Genomic DNA, 17309 nt, shown 5'->3' on the forward strand with positions numbered 1-17309 from the left:
CTGGGTCGCCTCGGGATCGCTCACTGGGGTCGGGGCTCAGGCGCCGAGCGCGGCACCGCCGTCGACGGTGAGTTCGTGCAGGGTGATGTGGGAGGCCTCGTCGGACAGCAAGAAGGCGACGGCGCCGGCCACGTCCGAGGGGCGGGCCAGTCTGCCCAGCGGGATGCCCACCCGGAAGGCGTCCAGTCGTCCCTCCACCGTGTGCTTCGGGCCGGACTCGTCGTGCCACATGGACGTGAGCATCGGAGTGGTGGTCGAGCCCGGTGCCACGACGTTGCAGCGGATGCCGTCCCGGGCGACCTCCAGGCCCAGGCTCTTGGTGAACATGGTCGCCGCCGCCTTGGACGCGGCGTAGGCGGCCATCTGCACACGCGGGGTGGCGGCGGCGTTGGACGCCACGGTGACGATCGCGCCGCGCCGGCGCGGCAGCATGCGGTTGACGACGGCCCGCGACATCAGGAACACGCCCGTGGCGTTGACGGCGAACGTCGCCGCCCAGTCCTCGTCGGTGAGGTTGCGCACCGTGCCCAGCCGCAGCACGCCGGCCCCGTTGACCAGGTACTCCAGCGGGCCGAGACGCTGTTCGGCCTCCTGCACCACGGCGTCCACCTCTGTGGCGCTGGTGACGTCGGCGGGCAGGGCCAGCGCCTCCAGGCCGTCCGCGCGCAACTTGTCCACCACCTGCCGCAACCCGTCGGCGTGCCGGTCCACGGCCGCGACCACCGCGCCGCGTTCGCCGAGGGCGCGGGCCACCGCCTCGCCGATGCCGCCCGCCGCCCCGGTGACCAGTGCGACCTTTCCGTTCATCTTCAGGACCTCCTCGTCTGCGTGTCTGCCTGACGGCTTCCCCCGTGCCGTGCGGGGTGGGGGTGCCCGTGCTGTCAGCCGAGCCAGGCCGAGGCCACGGCGACGGCCTGACTGGGGTTGAGGCGCGGATCGCAGTAGGACGTGTACTTGTCCGCGACGTGATCGACGCAGGTGTCGTTCGGGACGCACTCGGTGACGTCGTCCGGGGTGGTCTCCAGGTGCAGCCCGCCGGTGATCCCGCCCTCGGAGCGCACGGCCTCCTGGAACTCCTGGATCTCCTGCTCGATGGTCTCCAGGAAGCGGGTCTTGATGCCGCCCGGCAGGGAGACGGTGTTGCCGTGCATGGCGTCGGTCAGCCAGATCACCGGGTGCCCGGCCTCTCGGGCCGCGGCGACGAGCTTCGGCAGCCGCTCGGCGACCTTGGACGCCCCCATGCGGGCGATCAGGGTCAGGCGGCCCTTCTCCCGGTCCGGGTCGAGTCGTTCGCACAACGCGAGCAGTTCGTCCGTGGTCACCGTCGGCCCGATCTTGCAGGCGACCGGGTTGACGACCCGGGACAGCAGGGCGACGTGGGCGCCGTCGAGCTGACGGGTGCGCTCGCCGATCCAGGGCCAGTGCGTGGAGGTGAGGAGGAGCCGCCCCTGCTCGTCGCGGCGGACCATGGGCAGTTCGTAGTCCAGGATCAGCGCCTCGTGGCTGGTCCACACCGGAGGCTCGACGGCGCGCCGCCAGGTGTCCCGCCAGCCGAGGTGGTTCATGATCTCGCCCGCGGCCCAGTAACAGGCCAGGATGCGCCCGGGCTCCGGGCGCCGGCTCTCCGGGTCGGGCTCCGGGCCGTTGACCATGTGGCCCCGGTAGGAAGGCAGTTGCACACCGCCGACCAGCTCGGTGGGGCTGGAACGCGGCTTGCCGAACTGCCCCGCGATGCGGCCCACGCGGATCACGGGCTTGTGCGTGATCATCTTGAGCGCCCCGGCCAGCAGGTCCAGCACGGCGGTCTTGCGGGCGACGTAGCCGGGCGTGCACTCGGCCGGATCCTCGGCGCAGTCGCCGGACTGGACGACCAGGGCCTCCCCGGAGGCGACCCGTGCCAGCAGCGCACGCAGCGAGTCGACCTCCCGCGCATCGACCAGGGCAGGCCGGCGGGCCAGCGTGTCGGCGACCTGCCGCACCTTCGACGCATCACCCCACTCGGGCTGCTGCCTGGCCGGTTTGTCCTTGATGTCGAGCAGAGCGTCGTCCATGGTGTCTCCTTGACGAGGGTCATGACTTCGTCGGGCTGTCGCCGGGGCAGGGGAAACCCGTTGACCGCGCGGCCGTGGGCGTCCCGGACACGGCCGGCCGGGGCGGGCACACCTCCGTCGGCCGGACCGTCGGTCGCCGGACGGGCGCACGAGCGGCGCCGCCGGGATCGGCGCGGATGTGGCCCGTCCGTGTGCGGGAGAGCGGGGCCCGCCACCGTTGCCCGGGGCGGAATAGTTCCGGTGCCGGCTCGGGTGACGGGATAGGGCATGAGAACGCCACAGGCGTAATTGATCGTTCTGCGTCGGCACGCACAGGCGGAGAAGAGCGCCCGCACCGCAAATGCGTCACTGGCTGAAGTGTGATGATTTCCTGTTCATCCGGTGCCGACCGAGTGCCGGGAATGCGGAACGGCCGTCACGGACCTGCCGGCGTCCCGGCCCGACAGGAGGCGGAGGAGCCGTGCCTGCCGGAGCCGCACGCCCGGCAGGGCGCGGCGTCGAGAAACAGGACGTTCGCCCAGGTGACGAGCTTCCCGACGCCATCGGCGAACGGGGCGCGGACAGGTCCCGTGCAGGGGCCGTCGAGGACGGCGATGTGGGTCACGCACGCGATGCTCCCTCGGCAGACGGAGTGGCCGTGCCGGACCTCGGGCCGGCTGTTCGCTCCGATCCTGTATCGAAAGCGAGGACCGGCCCAATGCCGGTGGACGCACTTCGTCAAATAGCCGGTACTTCATCAAGTCGATGTCGGAACCACTTTGCGCCATGTGTCACGTCACCCGTAGTTCACCTCGGGTGCATGCGAATAAACTGACGGTGACGCTGGACCCGCGACTCATGCATCAAGGAGTGACGACCCGCCATGTCGGACCGGCCGAGGCAACCGGGCGTACTGGAGCTGGATGAACTGGTCGCGGAGGGTGTCTCGCCCTGGCTCGACGGACTGCATCGCGGCCACCTGGCCTCGGGATGCCTGACCCGTCTCGTCGCGCGCACGGGAGTCCGGGGCGCCACGTCGGACCCGGCCGCGCTGGCCGCGGCGGTCGAGACCCACGACGCCTACCGTGATCAACTCGCGGGTCTTGCCTCCGGTGACATCTGCGCCGCCGACGCCGTACGGGCGGTGGCGGCGTACGACGCCCGCTGGGCCTGCGACGAACTCCGGGCGGTGCACGAGGCCACGCGAGGGCTGGACGGCATGGTGTCGATGGACCTGAACCCGCGCCTCGCGAGCGACACCGAGTCGGCCGTGGCGGAGGCGGCCCAGGTGCTGCGCGCGGTGAACCGGCCGAACGCGATGGTCAAGCTGCCGGCCACCGCAGAGGGGATCGCCGCGATCAGGGAGTGCGTCGGTGAGGGATTCCCCGTCCATGTCACCGACGTCTTCTCGGCTTCGCGCTATCGCCAGGCCCTGGACGCCTACGTGGAGGGCCTGCAGCGCGCGCTGGTCGACGGCCGGCGGCTCTCGGCGCTGACCTCGGTCGTCTCCTTGCCCGTGGGTCTCCTGGACGCCGAGGTGGACGCGCGGCTGGAGGAACTGCGCACTCCGGAGGCCCTGGCGCTGCGCGGCGAGGCGGCCGTGGCGCGGGCCCGCCACTTATACCGGATGTACGACGACAGGTTCGGGGGCGCCGACTGGCGGCCTCTGGCCGCCGCCGGAGGACATCCGCAGCGACTGATGTGGTCGGCCACGACCGTGACCGACCCCTCGTCATCCCCGACGCGCTATGTGGAGCAGATCGTCACCTGGGGCTCGATCACCTCCATGACCCTGCCCACCCTGGAGACGGCCGCCCGTCGACTCGCCTTGCGCGGGGACACGTTGATGGGCCGCCACGGGGCTGGTCTGGAGGTGTGGAGACGGCTGGAGGGCGTCGGCGTCGACGGCGAGGAGATCGCCCGGAAACTGGAGACCGAGAGCGCCGAACGGCTGGCGGCCGCGTGGCGTGACCTGTACGCGGCGGTGGACGCGGGACGCCACACGGCCCACCGGACGTGAGCCGACGGGTCATCGACCGCGCCGCGTCACCACGCGAGATGTGCCTCGGAGCGCGCCCGCTCCCACATGTCCGGCCGGACGCTGGCCCTCGCAGGCGCCTGAGCCACGCACAAGCCGCGTCAGCCGTTCGGCGTCCCGCTCGAAAGCCCTCCGTATCGTGATCGGCCGACTGATCGGGAAGTCGCCGAACTCATCGGGAGAGCATCTCGCACCCGGCCGTGCCGTCGTTCGACAGATCGGCTCCCCGGGCAGGACTCTTGCACCGCTCCCGGGGAACGCCTGCCCAGGCACCCGATCGACCAGTTCACCGCCGCCGCGTCGGCCGCACGCCGGCCGCGGTCCAAACGCCCGAACCGCTGCGGAGGAGCCGGAGAACGGGGTGGCCAACCGCTGCTTCCGAGTGGCCTGCCGCAGCGAGATCCCGTCTGTACAGGACCACTTCACACTGGCCTCGTGAAGCACATCAGGAGACGCCATGCTTCGCTTCAGCAAACGTACGCGCCTTGGTTGATCGCCCCGCGTCCCTGGGGCGTGTGTTGCGCATGGGCTGTGAGCGTGTGCCGTCGCTGCGCCCTTGCCCGGGACCCTCAAGATGTCTTTGTGCATGTTCACCCACAGCGTTTGTCGATGAGTTGCGGAGGCACTCGGGGACCGCGGAGCCAGGAGATCGCCGTCAGTTCTGAAGGCAGCAGCCGGTTGCCGTGTCTGCCGGCGTCCGGCCGTTGTCAGTGTCTGCTGGCAGGATCGCCGGCATGACACCGTTGCTTCTCACCGACATCGAACGAGCCGTCCGCAGCAGTTGGAGTGCCGAGACGTGCACGCCTGAGTTCCGATCGCGCTGGACCGAGGACAACCCGGCCAGGGACCAGTGCGGAGTGACCGCCATGGTGCTCAATGACCTCCTGGGAGGCGAGTTGATCCGGGGGGAGGTCCACGTCAACGGAGAGCGTGTGGACTACCACTGGTGGAACCGCCTGGGCATGGGCATCGAGATCGACCTCACTCGCGAGCAGTTCGGGCCGGAGGAGATCGTCACCGGAGGCATTGTGATTCCTCGCCCTCCCGTGACTGAATGCCGCAGGCTCCGTGAGGAGTACGAGCTTCTCCGCGACCACGTCTTGGAGAAGCTCAATCGGCAGCAGGAAACGGCCTCGGCGGCCGTGTCTCGTCGGCCGGCTTGAACTCACGCGTCAGACCCTCTGACGTGTCACGAGATCTCACACGGCCGGGGGAACCCGGCGGCTCGTGACCTCGCGGCGCGGCACGCCCGGCGCTGTCGAGACCCTCATGGGTCCACGTCCACGTGGGGGTTCTTCGACGTGCACACCCGACTGTGGGACAGTGCGTCCTCCCGGCTCGCGCACGAGTTGGCGACTCGCCGGCCAGCTGGTGGCCGCCGGCATCGCCGCCTCCGCCGGATCGGTGGGCGACGCCTACGACAACACCCTCACGGAGAGCACGATCGGCCTGTTCAGGACCGAACTGATCAAGCCCCGGCGGCCATGAGGGACGCTGTCCGATGTCGAGCTCGCCACCCAACACTTGAGATCTCTACCGAACCAGGAACGGTTCACGGCGTGCTCCGGAGGGAGACTGCGGGCTCAGCACGGGCCCCGTTTTGCGCGTGGCCCACCAGACGATCGCGGTGATCACGATGACGGCGAGGGCCGGAACGAGCAGGGTGGGGGAACCGACTCCGGAAGACCGGTCGGAGAGTTGCCCGCCCAGGTCGATGCGCAGCAGCGACGCGCCGAGCAGGGCGCCCGTGTTGAGAATGGCGTGGAGGACGATCGCGATCTCCAGGCCGCCGGTGCGCCAGGTGATGATCGCCAGGCACGTCCACAGCACGAAGTACCAGATGTTGATGTAGAGGTCGGTGGAACCGTGCACAGCCGTGAACAGCACACTCGACACGAGTACCCCGGCGACGACTCCCGCTCGTGGGCTGCGGGTCCAGCTGCCGATGACGCGGAACATCAACCCGCGGACACCGTATTCCTCTCCCGCTGTCTGCAGTGGTGTGAGGAGGAGGGTGGCGACGAAGATGCCGACGAGGTCGGAGTGCGACCAGGCCACCTCGGTACTCGGGGCCAGCAGACCGATCAGGTTCACGACGGCCCAGACGGGGCCGAACACGAGAAGGGCCTTGCCGAACAGGTCGAACCGGAACCGGGAGGTCACCGAGTGCAGTGAGGCGCCGGGCACCCCGTAGAGCCAGCGCTGGATGAGCATGCTCCACGGGATGAGCAGGGCGAGTGAGATCATCGAGCCGGCATGGAAGAGCGGGGTGTAGTCGTCGCCGCCGATGATGGGCGGGGTGTCACCCATCCGCTGGTCGATGGGGGCGAGCGCCCTGCCGATGACGGTGGGGAATATGACGATTCCGGCCAGCAGCAGGACGATCGCCAGAATGCCGCGTCCGATGCGGCGCTTCTCGCCTGCGAGAACGCGGTGGTAGGCCACTCCGCCGGGTACGGCGCGCGCGTTGCGCGGCGGGGCGGGCGTGAGGAGCCAGTTGGGTGTGGTCATCGCTTTATGTGCCTTTCTCCTGGACGGATCAGCGGCCAGCGGCGTCGAGCAGGGAGGAGTACCGCAGCCGGAGGGCGCGCTCCATGCTTGCCGGGACGGCTCCGGCGGCCAGGGTGATGTTCGGTCACAGCGGCAGTTGGACGGGCGCTTCGAACGTCCCGCCCCTCTCCGCGACCTGTGGGATGTGTGAGAGGGGTTCGGCAGGGTGCAGCAGGTCGGTCCCACGCCGATCAGAAGCAGCAGCACCGAGACGATGCTGATCCCCCTGCTCAGCGTCGGATGGTCGGCGCCGCAGCGGGCTCGCCGTCCCTCGGCCGAGGCGGGACGGGAGCGAGTTGATGCGGTGGGCCGGCCTTAGGGCAGCAGTGGCAGCGCTTGATCCCGAAGTTGCTCGTCGCCACCTCGATGACGCCGCCTTCGACCGGGAAGACCGCAGGCAGCTTCGGCTCGGCCACATGTCCTGCGTCCGGGAACAGGCGTGCGCGGATCGTGCTGCCGTCCGGCCGCGCCCAGTGCCCCGTCGACGGCGTACGTCCGGGTGTGGCCGTCGGCGGTGTCCGGATGCAGCCAGAACAGCGAGCGCAAGGGGAGTTGCCACCAGCGGAACGGCCGCAGTCCCCTTCCGTCTCCTGCCATCAAGCAGTTCGACGTCATTCGTCGCTCCAATGACAATTGCCCGCACCTTTCGACCGTCGGCCGCGACGCCACTAGTACACCGTGCTAGTAAGACGCTAGCACACTGTACTAGCCGCCTTCCAGGGGTCGAGGAGCGGGAAGGGAGCGGGGCAAGGAACGCGCGAGAGGATCCTGCAGGCCGCAGCTGTGATGATCGCCCGAGACATGGCGGCGAAGCTGAGCGTTCGAGCGGTCGCGGCACGTTCGGAGGTCGGCGACGAAGCCCTGGAAGAACAGTGGCTCACCCAGCGGCGGATCCTCCGCGAGCAGCAGGAGGAGGAAGGCCGCCACCGGCCGCGCCCCCTGATCCGCGACGACCGACTGGAGCGGCCTGCCGCCGGATCTCAAGGCTTACTCGCCGCGTCCGCCGCCACGGGCTTGCCGTGGCGGCGGGCCCACTTGCGTCCGCCTCCGCAGGGGCAGGGGGCGTTGTGCGGCCGGCGGGTGTCGGCTTCCGCGTACTGGCGCATGATCAGCGCGGGGGGCCGTCCCCGTCGCAGCAGTCCGGCCATGGCGCGCATCGGGCGGTCGAGGTGGTGGAAGAAGGCCTTGTAGCCGGCGCACAGGTGGTTGAGGCCCGGCTCGCCGACCGGTGTGGTGGTGAAACGGTCCTTGGGGCAGCCGCCGTGGCAGGCGAAACGGACATCGCAGTCCAGGCAGTAACGGGGCAGGGTGTCGTGTTCGTCCTGACCGAACTTGCGCTGGCGCGGTGAGTCGACGAGGTCCAGCAGGTGCCGCTCGCCGATGTTGCCGAGCAGGTGCTCGGGCTCGACGAAGTGGTCGCAGGAGTACAGGTCCCCGTTGTGTTCCAGGGCGAGAGCACTGCCGCAGGACCTGGAGTGCACGCAGAGGGAGGGCTGTTCGCCGTACCAGTTGGCCAGCGCCGCGTCGAACATCTGGACGTAGACCCGGCCGACGGCGTGGCGTACCCAGTCCTCGAAGACGTCGATGAGGAACCGGCCGTACTGCTGCCCGGTCACCGACCGGCCGGTGACGCGGTCGCCCTCCTGCCGGTACAGGGGCCGCTCCTGCCCTTCCTCGGCGTGTTCGTCTCCGTCCTGGCCCGCGGCGAAGGCATGGGCGACCGCGAAGTGCGGCATGCCCGGGCACGCCAGGAGGCGTTCGAGGACTACATCCGCGAGACGGCCGGCAGCGGCGCGGCGCCGGGGAACGAGGCGGACCAACTCGCCAAACTCTCCGAGGTCCGCGCCAGGGGTGACATCACGGACGCCGAGTTCCGGCGGGCCAAGGAGAAGATCCTCCACTGAGCGCGGGACCCGGGCCGCGGCCGACGGTGTGGTGGTCGCCTTTCGAGGCGGACGAGTTCGACACGGCGGCCCGGTCCGGCTGGAGCGTGGTCGTCACCGGACGGGCCACCGTCGTGACCGACCCCGCCGGACACGAACGCCTGTCACAGGCCGGCACCGTGTCCTGGACGCCCCCGCGGGAAGCCGTCTTCGTGCGCATCGAGTCCGAGATGGTCACCGGACGCGAGCTCAGGGGGCCACCGTCCCGGGGTGAGGCCCATCCCCTCGCAGCGCGCCACGCCGCAGCCGGGTGACATGACCGACGCCCCGGACGTGCGCCCTGCCTCGACGGGCGCGCCTACCGGGTGCGTTCCCAGCCCCGGCGCGGGGCCCGGGCGCCGAGGCCCGCGTCTCGGCTGCGGTAGACGATGTAGGGCCGGGTGAGGTAGCCGACGGGCGCGGTCAGCATGTGCACCAGGCGGGTGAACGGCCAGGCGGTGAAGAGCAGCAGGGCGCTGACGGCGTGCAACTGGAACAGCACCGGGGCGCCGGTCATCAGGTCCGGGTCGGGCTGGAGGGAGAAGATCGAGCGGAACCAGGGCGAGATCGTCTCGCGGTAGTCGTAGCCGCCGCCGACCAGGTTGGCGGCGACCGTGGCGGCCAGGCCCAGGCAGACGGTGACCGTCAGCGAGAGGTACATCGCCTTGTCGTTGCGGGTGGTGGCCGAGAAGACCGGGCCGACCGTGCGGCGGCGGTAGATCAGGATGGCCAGCCCGCCGAGCGTGGCGACTCCGGCGATCGTGCCGAGGACGACCGCGCTCACGTGGTAGGTGTGCTCGCTGATCCCGGCCGCCTCGGTCCAGCTCTTCGGCACGAGCAGGCCGCCGATGTGCCCGAGCAGGACGACGAGGATGCCGAAGTGGAACAGCGGGCTGCCGATGCGCAGCAGCCGCCTCTCGTACAGCTGGGAGGAGCGGGTGGTCCAGCCGAACTTGTCGTAGCGGTAGCGCCAGACGTGGCCGAGGACGAACACCGCGAGCGCCACGTAGGGCAGGACGACCCAGAGCAGGATGCCGCCGGTGCCCACCTCGACCGCCAGGGTCGCGGGCTGGGCGGGTGCGGTCATCGGGGGCCTCCCACGACCGGATCGGGCAGGAACCGCGGCGCCGCGTAGGGATCGAGGCCGACCTGTTCCTCGGGCGGTCCCTCGGCGGCCAGGCGCCTGACGGCTTCGTGTTCGTCGCCGCCCAGGGCCGGCAGGGTGGCGGACACGGAGTCCAGGACGTGCGCCCAGGGGGAGGCGGCGTCGCGCAGGGCCAGGCGCAGCAGTTCCAGGCCGGCACGGTGCTCGGTGAACAGCCGGCCTCCGGTGGCGGGCTCGGCGGCGGCGAACTCCAGGACGACGGCCAGGTGGTCGGGCAGTTCGTCCTCGGTGAGCCGCCAGCCGGCGCGGGCGTAGGTCTGCTTCAGGCGCAGCAGGGCGATGCCGCGCTTCCTGGTGTCGCCGTGGGCGTAGTAGGTGAGGAAGGGGCAGCAGCGTTTGCGGTGGTCGAAGGTGGCGACGTAGTCGGCGGCCAGCTCCGCGAGCCCGGTGCGGCGGGCGAGTTCGGCGAAGCGCACCAGGGGGTCGGCGACGGCTCCCGGCTGGGTGGCGGCGACCCGCAGGGCCAGGCCGACTCGGCCGGGGAGTTCGTCGTCCGGGTAGGCGAGCAGCAGGGACTGGGCCTGCCAGGCCGGGGCGTTGCGGGCGTCGGGGGTGCGGGGCTTCATGACCGGGGGCCCTTCTCGTCGTCCGCGGCGGGCGGGAAGAGGCCGGGCGGGGTGCCCTTGCCGTCCCAGTGGAGGAGGTTGACGCGGGTTTCCTTGCCGGTGGGGGCGGCGGGGGTGTCGGCGGTCTGGCGGTCGCGCAGGGCGTGGAAGGTCTCCACGGCGACGGGCGCGGCCCCGCCGGAGGCCTCGCCGAAGGGGCCGGAGCCTCCCATGCCCGGGCCGCCCTCGTAGTCGAGGCTGCACTCGGTGGCCAGTTCCTCGAGGCCGTGGGCCTGTTCGGCGTGGGCGGGCGGGATGACGTAGCGCTCGTCGTACTTGGCGATCGCCAGCAGCCGGTACATGTCGTACATCTGCTCCTCGCCCATCCCCACCTCGCTCGGGATGCGGGCGTCGGGTTCGCGGCCGAGGTTGATGTCGCGCATGTAGGCGCGCATCGCGGCCAGCCGGCGCAGGACGGCGTCGACGGGCGCGGGATCGCCGGCGGTGAAGAGCCGGGCCAGGTAGTCGACGGGGATGCGCAGGGCGTCGACGGCGGCGAACAGGTTGCGGTGGTCCTCGGCGTCGCTGCCGGTGTCGCGGACCGCGTCGACGACCGGGGAGAGCGGCGGGATGTACCAGACCATCGGCAGGGTGCGGTACTCCGGGTGCAGCGGCAGGGCCACCTGGTACGTGCTGATCAGGGCGTGCACCGGGGAGCGCTGGGCGGCCTCGATCCAGTCGCGCGGAATGCCCGCGCGCTCCGCCGCGCTGACGACGCGCGGGTCGTTCGGGTCGAGGAAGACCTGCCGCTGGGCCTCGCAGAGGTCCTTCTCGGCGGGGGTGGAGGCGGCGTCGAGGACACGGTCGGCGTCGTAGAGGACCAGGCCGATGTAGCGCAGGCGGCCGACGCAGGTCTCGGAGCAGACGGTGGGCAGGCCGACCTCGACGCGCGGGAAGCAGAAGGTGCACTTCTCGGCCTTGCCGGTGCGGTGGTTGAAGTAGACCTTCTTGTACGGGCATCCGGTCACGCACATCCGCCAGCCCCGGCAGCGGTCCTGGTCGACGAGGACGATGCCGTCCTCCTCGCGCTTGTAGATCGCGCCGGAGGGGCAGGAGGCCGCGCAGGACGGGTTGAGGCAGTGCTCGCAGATGCGCGGCAGGTAGAACATGAAGGTCTGCTCGAACTCCAGCTTGATCTTCTGCGAGACCTCGTTGAGCAGGACGTCCTTCTCGCTGGTGGCGGCCGACCCGCCGAGGTCGTCGTCCCAGTTCGCCGACCAGGAGATCTTGGTGTCCTTGCCGGTGATCAGGGACTTGGGGCGGGCGACCGGGGTGTGCTCCTGGAGCGGGGCGTTGGTCAGGGTCTCGTAGTCGTACGTCCACGGCTCGTAGTAGTCGTCGAGGGACGGCAGCACCGGGTTGGAGAAGATCTGGACGAGCTTCCTGAAGCGGCCGCCCGCCTTGAGCGCCAGCCGGCCCCGCTTGTTGAGCTCCCAGCCGCCCTTCCAGGTGTCCTGGTCCTCGTAGCGGCGCGGGTAGCCCTGGCCGGGGCGGGTCTCGACGTTGTTGAACCACACGTACTCGACGCCGGTGCGGTTGGTCCACGCCTGCTTGCAGGTGACCGAGCAGGTGTGGCAGCCGATGCACTTGTCGAGGTTCATCACCATCGCCATCTGGGCCATGACGCGTCCGATGGGGGCTTCGTCGCGGGGCATCAGTACTCCACCTCCTGGTCGGTGCGGCGGCGGATGACGGTGATCTCGTCGCGCTGGTTGCCGGTCGGGCCCAGGTAGTTGAAGGCGTAGGACAGTTGCGCGTAGCCGCCGATGAGGTGGGTCGGTTTGATCAGCAGGCGCGTCAGGGAGTTGTGGATGCCGCCGCGCCGGCCGGTGGTCTCGGTGCGGGGCACGTCGATCAGGCGGTCGTGGGCGTGGTGCATGTAGACGGTGCCCTCGGGCATGCGGTGCGAGACGACGGCGCGGGCGGCGACGACGCCGTTGCGGTTGACCGCCTCGATCCAGTCGTTGTCGTGGACGCCGACCTTGGCCGCGTCCTGTGTGCTCATCCAGATCGTCGGCCCGCCGCGGGACAGGGAGAGCATGAACAGGTTGTCCTGGTACTCGGAGTGGATCGACCACTTGTTGTGGGGGGTGAGGTAGCGGACCGTCACCCCCAGCTCTCCGACGTCCCCGAGTCCTGGTTCGTCGAAGAGGGCGGCCATGTTCAACGGAGGCCGATACACGGGCAGTTGCTCGCCGAGGGCGGCGATCCAGTCGTGGTCGAGGTAGAAGTGCTGGCGGCCGGTGAGGGTGTGCCAGGGCTTGAGGCGCTCGACGTTGACGGTGAACGGGGAGTAGCGGCGCCCTCCGGTCTCCGAGCCGGACCACTCCGGCGAGGTGATGACCGGCACGGGGGCGGCCTGGGTGTCGGCGAAGGTGATCCGCGTGCCCTCGTGCTCGGCGGCCAGGTCCGCGAGCGGGGTGCCGGTGCGCGCTTCGAGGGTGCGGAAGCCCTGGGTGGCGAGGTGCCCGTTGGTGGTGCCGGACAGGGCCAGGATCGCCTCGCAGGCGTGGACGTCGCGGGCGATCGAGGGCCGTCCGTCGGCGGCTCCGCCGCGTACGGTGCCGTTCTTGTGCCGCAGGTAGTCCAGTTCGCGGTCCACGGTGAGGGTGACGCCCTTGGTGGTGGCGCCGAGGGTGTCCAGCAGCGGGCCGAGGGCGCCCATCTTGTCGGCGACCGCGCCGTAGTCCCGCTCGACCGTCACGAGTTTCGGCATCGTGCGGCCGGGGACCGGCTCGCACTCCCCCGCCTTCCAGTCGCGCACCCGGCCGTGCGGGTTGGCCAGTTCGTCGGGGGTGTCGTGCAGCAGCGGGGCGGCGAGAACGTCCTTGCGCACGCCGAGGTGGCCGGCGGCCTGGCGGCTGAACTCCGCGGCGAGGGTGCGGAAGGCGTCCCAGTCGGTGCGGGTCCGCCAGGGCGGGGCGATGGCGGGGTTGAAGGCGTGCACGAAGGGGTGCATGTCCGTACTGGACAGGTCGTGCTTCTCGTACCAGGTCGCGGCGGGCAGCACGACGTCGGAGAAGACGGTGGTGCTGGTCATGCGGAAGTCCAGCGTCAGCAGCAGGTCGAGCTTGCCGGCCGGGGCCTCCTCGCGCCACACGACGTCCTTCGGGCGGACGTGCGGCGGTGCCTCGGCGGCCCGCACGGAGGCGTCGGTGCCGAGCAGGTGCTTGAGGAAGTACTCGTTGCCCTTCGCCGACGAGCCCAGGAGGTTGGCCCGCCACACCGTGAGCACCCTCGGGAAGTTCTCCGGCGCGTCCGGGTCCTCGGCCGCGAACCGCAGCCGTTTCGCCCGGAGTTCGTCCACGACGTGCTCGGCGACCGGGCGGCCCGCGGCCTGAGCCTCGTCGGCGAGGTCGAGCGGGTTGCGGTCGAAGGTGGGGTAGGACGGCATCCAGCCCATGCGCGCCGACTGGGCGATCACGTCCGCCGTGGACTTCCCGGCGAACGGACCGCCCGCGCCGGCCGCCGCGAGGGTGTCGGCGGAGAACGGGTCGTAGCGGAACTGGTCGCTGTGCAGGTACCAGTACGCGGTCTGGATCATCAGCCGGGCGGGCCGGTTCCAGTCGGCGGCGGTGGCGATCGCCGAGTAGCCGGTGATCGGGCGCACCTTCTCCTGCCCGACGTAGTGCGCCCAGCCGCCGCCGTTGACGCCCTGGCAGCCGGTCAGCGTGGTCAGCGTCAGGAAGGCGCGGTAGATGGTGTCGGAGTGGAACCAGTGGTTCGTCCCGGCCCCCATGATGATCATCGAACGGCCGCCGGACTCCTCGGCGTTGGCCGCGAACTCCCGGGCGATACGGGTCGCGCGGGCGGCGTCCACCCCGGTGATCGCCTCCTGCCAGGCCGGGGTGCAGGGCTCCTCGGCGTCGTCGTAGCCGGTCGGCCAGGTGCCGGGCAGACCGTCGCGGCGCACGCCGTACTGGGCGAGCAGCAGGTCGTACACCGTGGTCACCAGGCGACCGGCGACCCGTCGTACGGGGACGCCGCGCCGCATCCGCCCCGCAGTGCCGTCGGGTGCGTCGAAGCGGGGCAGCTCGACCGTGACCGGGGCCTCGTCGGCGCCTTCGGCGGACAGCGCGGGCCGGATGCCGCCGAGGTCCAGGTTCCAGCGGCCGGCGCCGGCCTCGCCGTAGCGGTCGCCGAGCGTGCCGTTGGGCACCACCGGTCGTCCCGTGGCGGCGTCGAGCAGCACGGTCCGGAAGCGGGCGTGCTCGGCCTCGCGGTGCCCTCCGCCGAGGTCGGCGGCGGTCAGGAACTTGCCGGGCCGGTAGGTGCCCGGTTCGCCTGCGGTCTCGTCGAGGGCGACCAGGAAGGGCAGGTCGGTGTATTTCTTCACGTAGTCGGTGAAGTACGGGGTGGCCCGGTCGACGAAGAACTCCTTGAGGATGACGTGCCCCATGGCCATCGCCAGCGCCCCGTCGGTGCCGGGCCGGGCGGCGAGCCACTCGTCGGCGAACTTCACGTTGTCCGCGTAGTCGGGCGACACGGCGACGACCTTCTGGCCGCGGTAGCGGGCCTCCGCCATCCAGTGCGCGTCCGGGGTGCGGGTCACCGGCAGGTTCGAGCCCCACATGATCAGATAGCCGGCGTCCCACCAGTCGCCCGACTCCGGTACGTCCGTCTGGTCGCCGAACATCTGCGGGGAGGCCACCGGGAGGTCGGCGTACCAGTCGTAGAAGGAGAGCATCGCTCCGCCGAGGAGCGAGTAGAAGCGGGCGCCGGCGGCGTGGGAGACCATCGACATCGCCGGGATGGGCGAGAAGCCGGCGAGCCGGTCCGGTCCGTGCTCCTTGATCGTGTGCACGTGCGCGGCGGCGACCATCTCCACGGCCTCGTCCCAGCTCGCCCGTACCAGGCCGCCCTTGCCGCGCGCCCGCTTGTAGCGGCGTGCGCGTTCGGGGTCGGAGACGACGTCCGCCCAGGCCGCGACCGGATCGCCGAGCCGCCGCTTGGCCTCCCGGTACATCTGCAGCAGCACCCCGCGCACGTACGGGTAGCGGACCCGGGTCGGCGAGTAGGTGTACCAGGAGAACGCCGCACCGCGCGGGCAGCCGCGCGGCTCGTACTCCGGGCGGTCCGGGCCCACCGAGGGGTAGTCCGTCTGCTGCGCCTCCCAGGTGATGATGCCGTCCTTGACGTACACCTTCCACGAGCACGAGCCGGTGCAGTTCACCCCGTGCGTGGAGCGCACGACCTTGTCGTGCGACCAGCGGTCCCGGTAGAACTCGTCCGCCTGCCGGCCGCCCTTCCTGTGCAGACTGCGCAGATCCGCGGAGACCTCCGCACGGGTGAAGTACCGGCGGCTGCGCACCAGCGCCTCCGCCAGTTCGCCGTCCATGCCCGTCCGCGTCCGCTGCCCGCCGGTCTGCCTGCTCACCGTGCCACTCCGCCCCGGACGCCACGGCCCGTTCGAATTGTGATCGGTTCCGCCGCAGACGACTCTAGGGCCGCGGCCCCCGGAACGGGCAACAGCCACACCCCGCGCGCCGCACGCACGGCGGAGCGGGGTGCGGCGCGTGGGGTCCTCGCCGGGCGCGGCGTCAGCCGGCCCTCACGCGGTGGTCCCTGCCGTGCGGTGGCCGCGCCGCCCGTCTGAGCGCTGCCCGCCGTCGCGGCCTTCGACGGCGGTGCGGACGCCGGTGAGGGTGTAGGCGAGCGCGGCGGCCGCCACGATCGCGAGCAACGCGAGACCGGCCGCGAAGGTGCCGTACGCCCCGTACAGCGAGCCCATCACCAGCGGCGGCACGAAACCACCCAGACCACCCGCCGCACCGACCACACCCGTCACGGAACCCACCTGACCGGCCGGAGTCAGCAAAGCCACCAGAGCGAACGTCGCACCACTGCCCGCGCCGAGCGCGGCCGCCATCGACAGGAACGCGACGGTCCCCAGCGGAGCCAGCGGAGGCGTGAACGCCTGCACCACCGCACCCAGCACCACCACACCCAACGCACCCGCCAGCACCCGGACCGGGCCCAGCCGGTCCGACAACCAACCCCCCACCGGACGCATCGCCACCGCCAGCAGCACGAAACCCGCCATACGGTTCGCCGCGTCCGCCTGAGCCAGGCCATAACCACTCTTCAGATACGTGGGCAGATAAACCGAGAAAGCGACATACCCACCGAAGGCCACCGCATACAACACCGACGCCTGCCACGTGACCCCCAGACGAGCAGTCGCCACCAGACGCCGGACCAACGGCTCACCCGGCACGGTCCGCCCCGGCGCATCCCGCAGCAGCAACACCGCCACCACCGCGTACACGGCCAGCACCACCGCCGTGGTCAAGAACGGGGCCGCCATGCCCTTCGCGTCGACCAGCCGCACCGTCGTCAGCGCGCTGATCGCCGTACCACCCATACCCGCACCGAACACCCCGATCGCCAGACCCCGCCGCTGCGGCGGAAACCACGCGTTCACCAACGGCACACCCACCGCGAACGCCGTCCCCCCGATCCCCAGAAAGAGCCCACCCACCAGCAGCGCCGCCAAAGACGAATGCCCCGCCAGACCCAGATAGAGCACCGGCACGATCGTGGCCGCCGACACACACGGAAACATCACCCGCCCACCGAACCGGTCCGTCAACGCACCCACCGGAATCCGCCCCAGCGAACCCACCACCACCGGCACCGCCACCAACAACGACTGCTCGAACGACGACAGACCCAGCTCGTCCTTGAACCGCGGAGCCAACGGACTCAGCAACGCCCACGCCCAGAAATTCACCCCGAACCCCACCGTCGCCAGAACGAGCATCAACCACGCCCGCCCCGACACCGACCCACCCGACGACGAACCACCACGCTTCGAGCTCTTCGGCTGGACCATGTCGTCCGTCCCTTTCGTCCTCGCGGCGGTGCCGCGCCACCCCACCACTGTCGGCGTCCCGGCTCGCGGCAGGCAGGGGTCGTAGGTCCCTGGCGGGGGGAGAGGGGTCCCGGGGCGCCGAGGTGCCGGCCCCTGCCTGCCGCCGGTGCTAGGGCCGACCGGCC

Annotated in this window: 12 protein-coding genes and 2 pseudogenes; 5 read left to right on the top strand and 9 right to left on the bottom strand. The window is 70.9% G+C overall.

Annotated features, from left to right (window positions below; all coding sequences use genetic code 11):
* Window positions 1–36 precede the first annotated feature (36 nt).
* A complete protein-coding gene (locus ACFW6P_RS10255; protein ID WP_386357861.1) occupies window positions 37–807 on the bottom strand; it encodes a 2,3-dihydro-2,3-dihydroxybenzoate dehydrogenase in 771 nt (256 codons plus the stop codon).
* A gap of 74 nt (window positions 808–881) precedes the next feature.
* Window positions 882–2051: a 3-deoxy-7-phosphoheptulonate synthase gene (locus tag ACFW6P_RS10260; protein ID WP_386357859.1), complete on the bottom strand. Its 1170-nt coding sequence runs from the start codon at window positions 2049–2051 to the stop codon at window positions 882–884.
* An 862-nt stretch (window positions 2052–2913) separates the two neighbouring features.
* Between ACFW6P_RS10260 and ACFW6P_RS10265 the strand changes: the two genes are divergently transcribed.
* The 3 genes from ACFW6P_RS10265 (at window position 2914) to ACFW6P_RS10275 (ending at window position 5556) form a co-directional block, all read left to right on the top strand.
* Window positions 2914–4050 carry a transaldolase family protein gene (locus tag ACFW6P_RS10265; RefSeq protein ID WP_386357857.1) on the top strand — a complete coding sequence of 379 codons (1137 nt, stop codon included), beginning with the start codon at window positions 2914–2916 and terminating at the stop codon, window positions 4048–4050.
* A 752-nt stretch (window positions 4051–4802) separates the two neighbouring features.
* A complete protein-coding gene (locus ACFW6P_RS10270; RefSeq protein ID WP_386357856.1) occupies window positions 4803–5231 on the top strand; it encodes a hypothetical protein in 429 nt (142 codons plus the stop codon).
* A 160-nt stretch (window positions 5232–5391) separates the two neighbouring features.
* On the top strand, window positions 5392–5556 hold the full coding sequence (locus ACFW6P_RS10275) for a hypothetical protein (protein WP_386357922.1): 165 nt from the start codon (window positions 5392–5394) through the stop codon (window positions 5554–5556).
* A gap of 45 nt (window positions 5557–5601) precedes the next feature.
* Here the strand turns inward: ACFW6P_RS10275 and ACFW6P_RS10280 are convergent, their stop codons facing one another.
* Entirely contained in the window at window positions 5602–6579 is a 978-nt protein-coding gene (locus ACFW6P_RS10280) for a CPBP family intramembrane glutamic endopeptidase (protein WP_386423384.1), read from the bottom strand.
* Between the two features lie 1019 nt (window positions 6580–7598).
* Window positions 7599–8354, bottom strand: a complete 756-nt coding sequence (locus tag ACFW6P_RS10285; RefSeq protein WP_386423386.1) for an SPASM domain-containing protein — start codon at window positions 8352–8354, stop codon at window positions 7599–7601.
* On the opposite strand from ACFW6P_RS10285, the pseudogene ACFW6P_RS10290 reads away from it, so the two are divergent.
* Window positions 8280–8522: pseudogene (locus tag ACFW6P_RS10290) on the top strand (SHOCT domain-containing protein); the annotation flags it as partial. The gene ACFW6P_RS10285 and the pseudogene ACFW6P_RS10290 sit on opposite strands and share 75 nt — an antisense overlap.
* 16 nt (window positions 8523–8538) lie before the next feature.
* Window positions 8539–8815 (top strand): annotated as a pseudogene (locus tag ACFW6P_RS10295) (pyridoxamine 5'-phosphate oxidase family protein); the annotation flags it as partial.
* A gap of 44 nt (window positions 8816–8859) precedes the next feature.
* On the opposite strand, the gene narI reads toward ACFW6P_RS10295, so the two are convergent.
* The 5 genes from narI to ACFW6P_RS10320 form a co-directional block, all read right to left on the bottom strand.
* Window positions 8860–9627, bottom strand: coding sequence for a respiratory nitrate reductase subunit gamma (gene narI / locus ACFW6P_RS10300; RefSeq protein WP_386357852.1), 768 nt, complete (start codon window positions 9625–9627; stop codon window positions 8860–8862).
* On the bottom strand, window positions 9624–10271 hold the full coding sequence (gene narJ / locus ACFW6P_RS10305) for a nitrate reductase molybdenum cofactor assembly chaperone (RefSeq protein ID WP_386357850.1): 648 nt from the start codon (window positions 10269–10271) through the stop codon (window positions 9624–9626). Before narJ ends, narI begins: the two co-directional genes overlap by 4 nt.
* Window positions 10268–11965, bottom strand: a complete 1698-nt coding sequence (gene narH / locus ACFW6P_RS10310) for a nitrate reductase subunit beta (RefSeq protein WP_386423388.1) — start codon at window positions 11963–11965, stop codon at window positions 10268–10270. The genes narJ and narH overlap by 4 nt, the downstream gene beginning before the upstream one ends.
* Window positions 11965–15648: a nitrate reductase subunit alpha gene (locus ACFW6P_RS10315; protein WP_386357916.1), complete on the bottom strand. Its 3684-nt coding sequence runs from the start codon at window positions 15646–15648 to the stop codon at window positions 11965–11967. Before ACFW6P_RS10315 ends, narH begins: the two co-directional genes overlap by 1 nt.
* A 213-nt stretch (window positions 15649–15861) precedes the next feature.
* Window positions 15862–17145 (bottom strand): MFS transporter, encoded by a 1284-nt coding sequence (locus ACFW6P_RS10320; RefSeq protein WP_386357846.1) that lies wholly within the window; start codon window positions 17143–17145, stop codon window positions 15862–15864.
* Between the last annotated feature and the right edge of the window lie 164 nt (window positions 17146–17309).

Source organism: Streptomyces sp. NPDC058741, assembly GCF_042746715.1.
Taxonomy (GTDB): Bacteria; Actinomycetota; Actinomycetes; order Streptomycetales; family Streptomycetaceae; genus Streptomyces.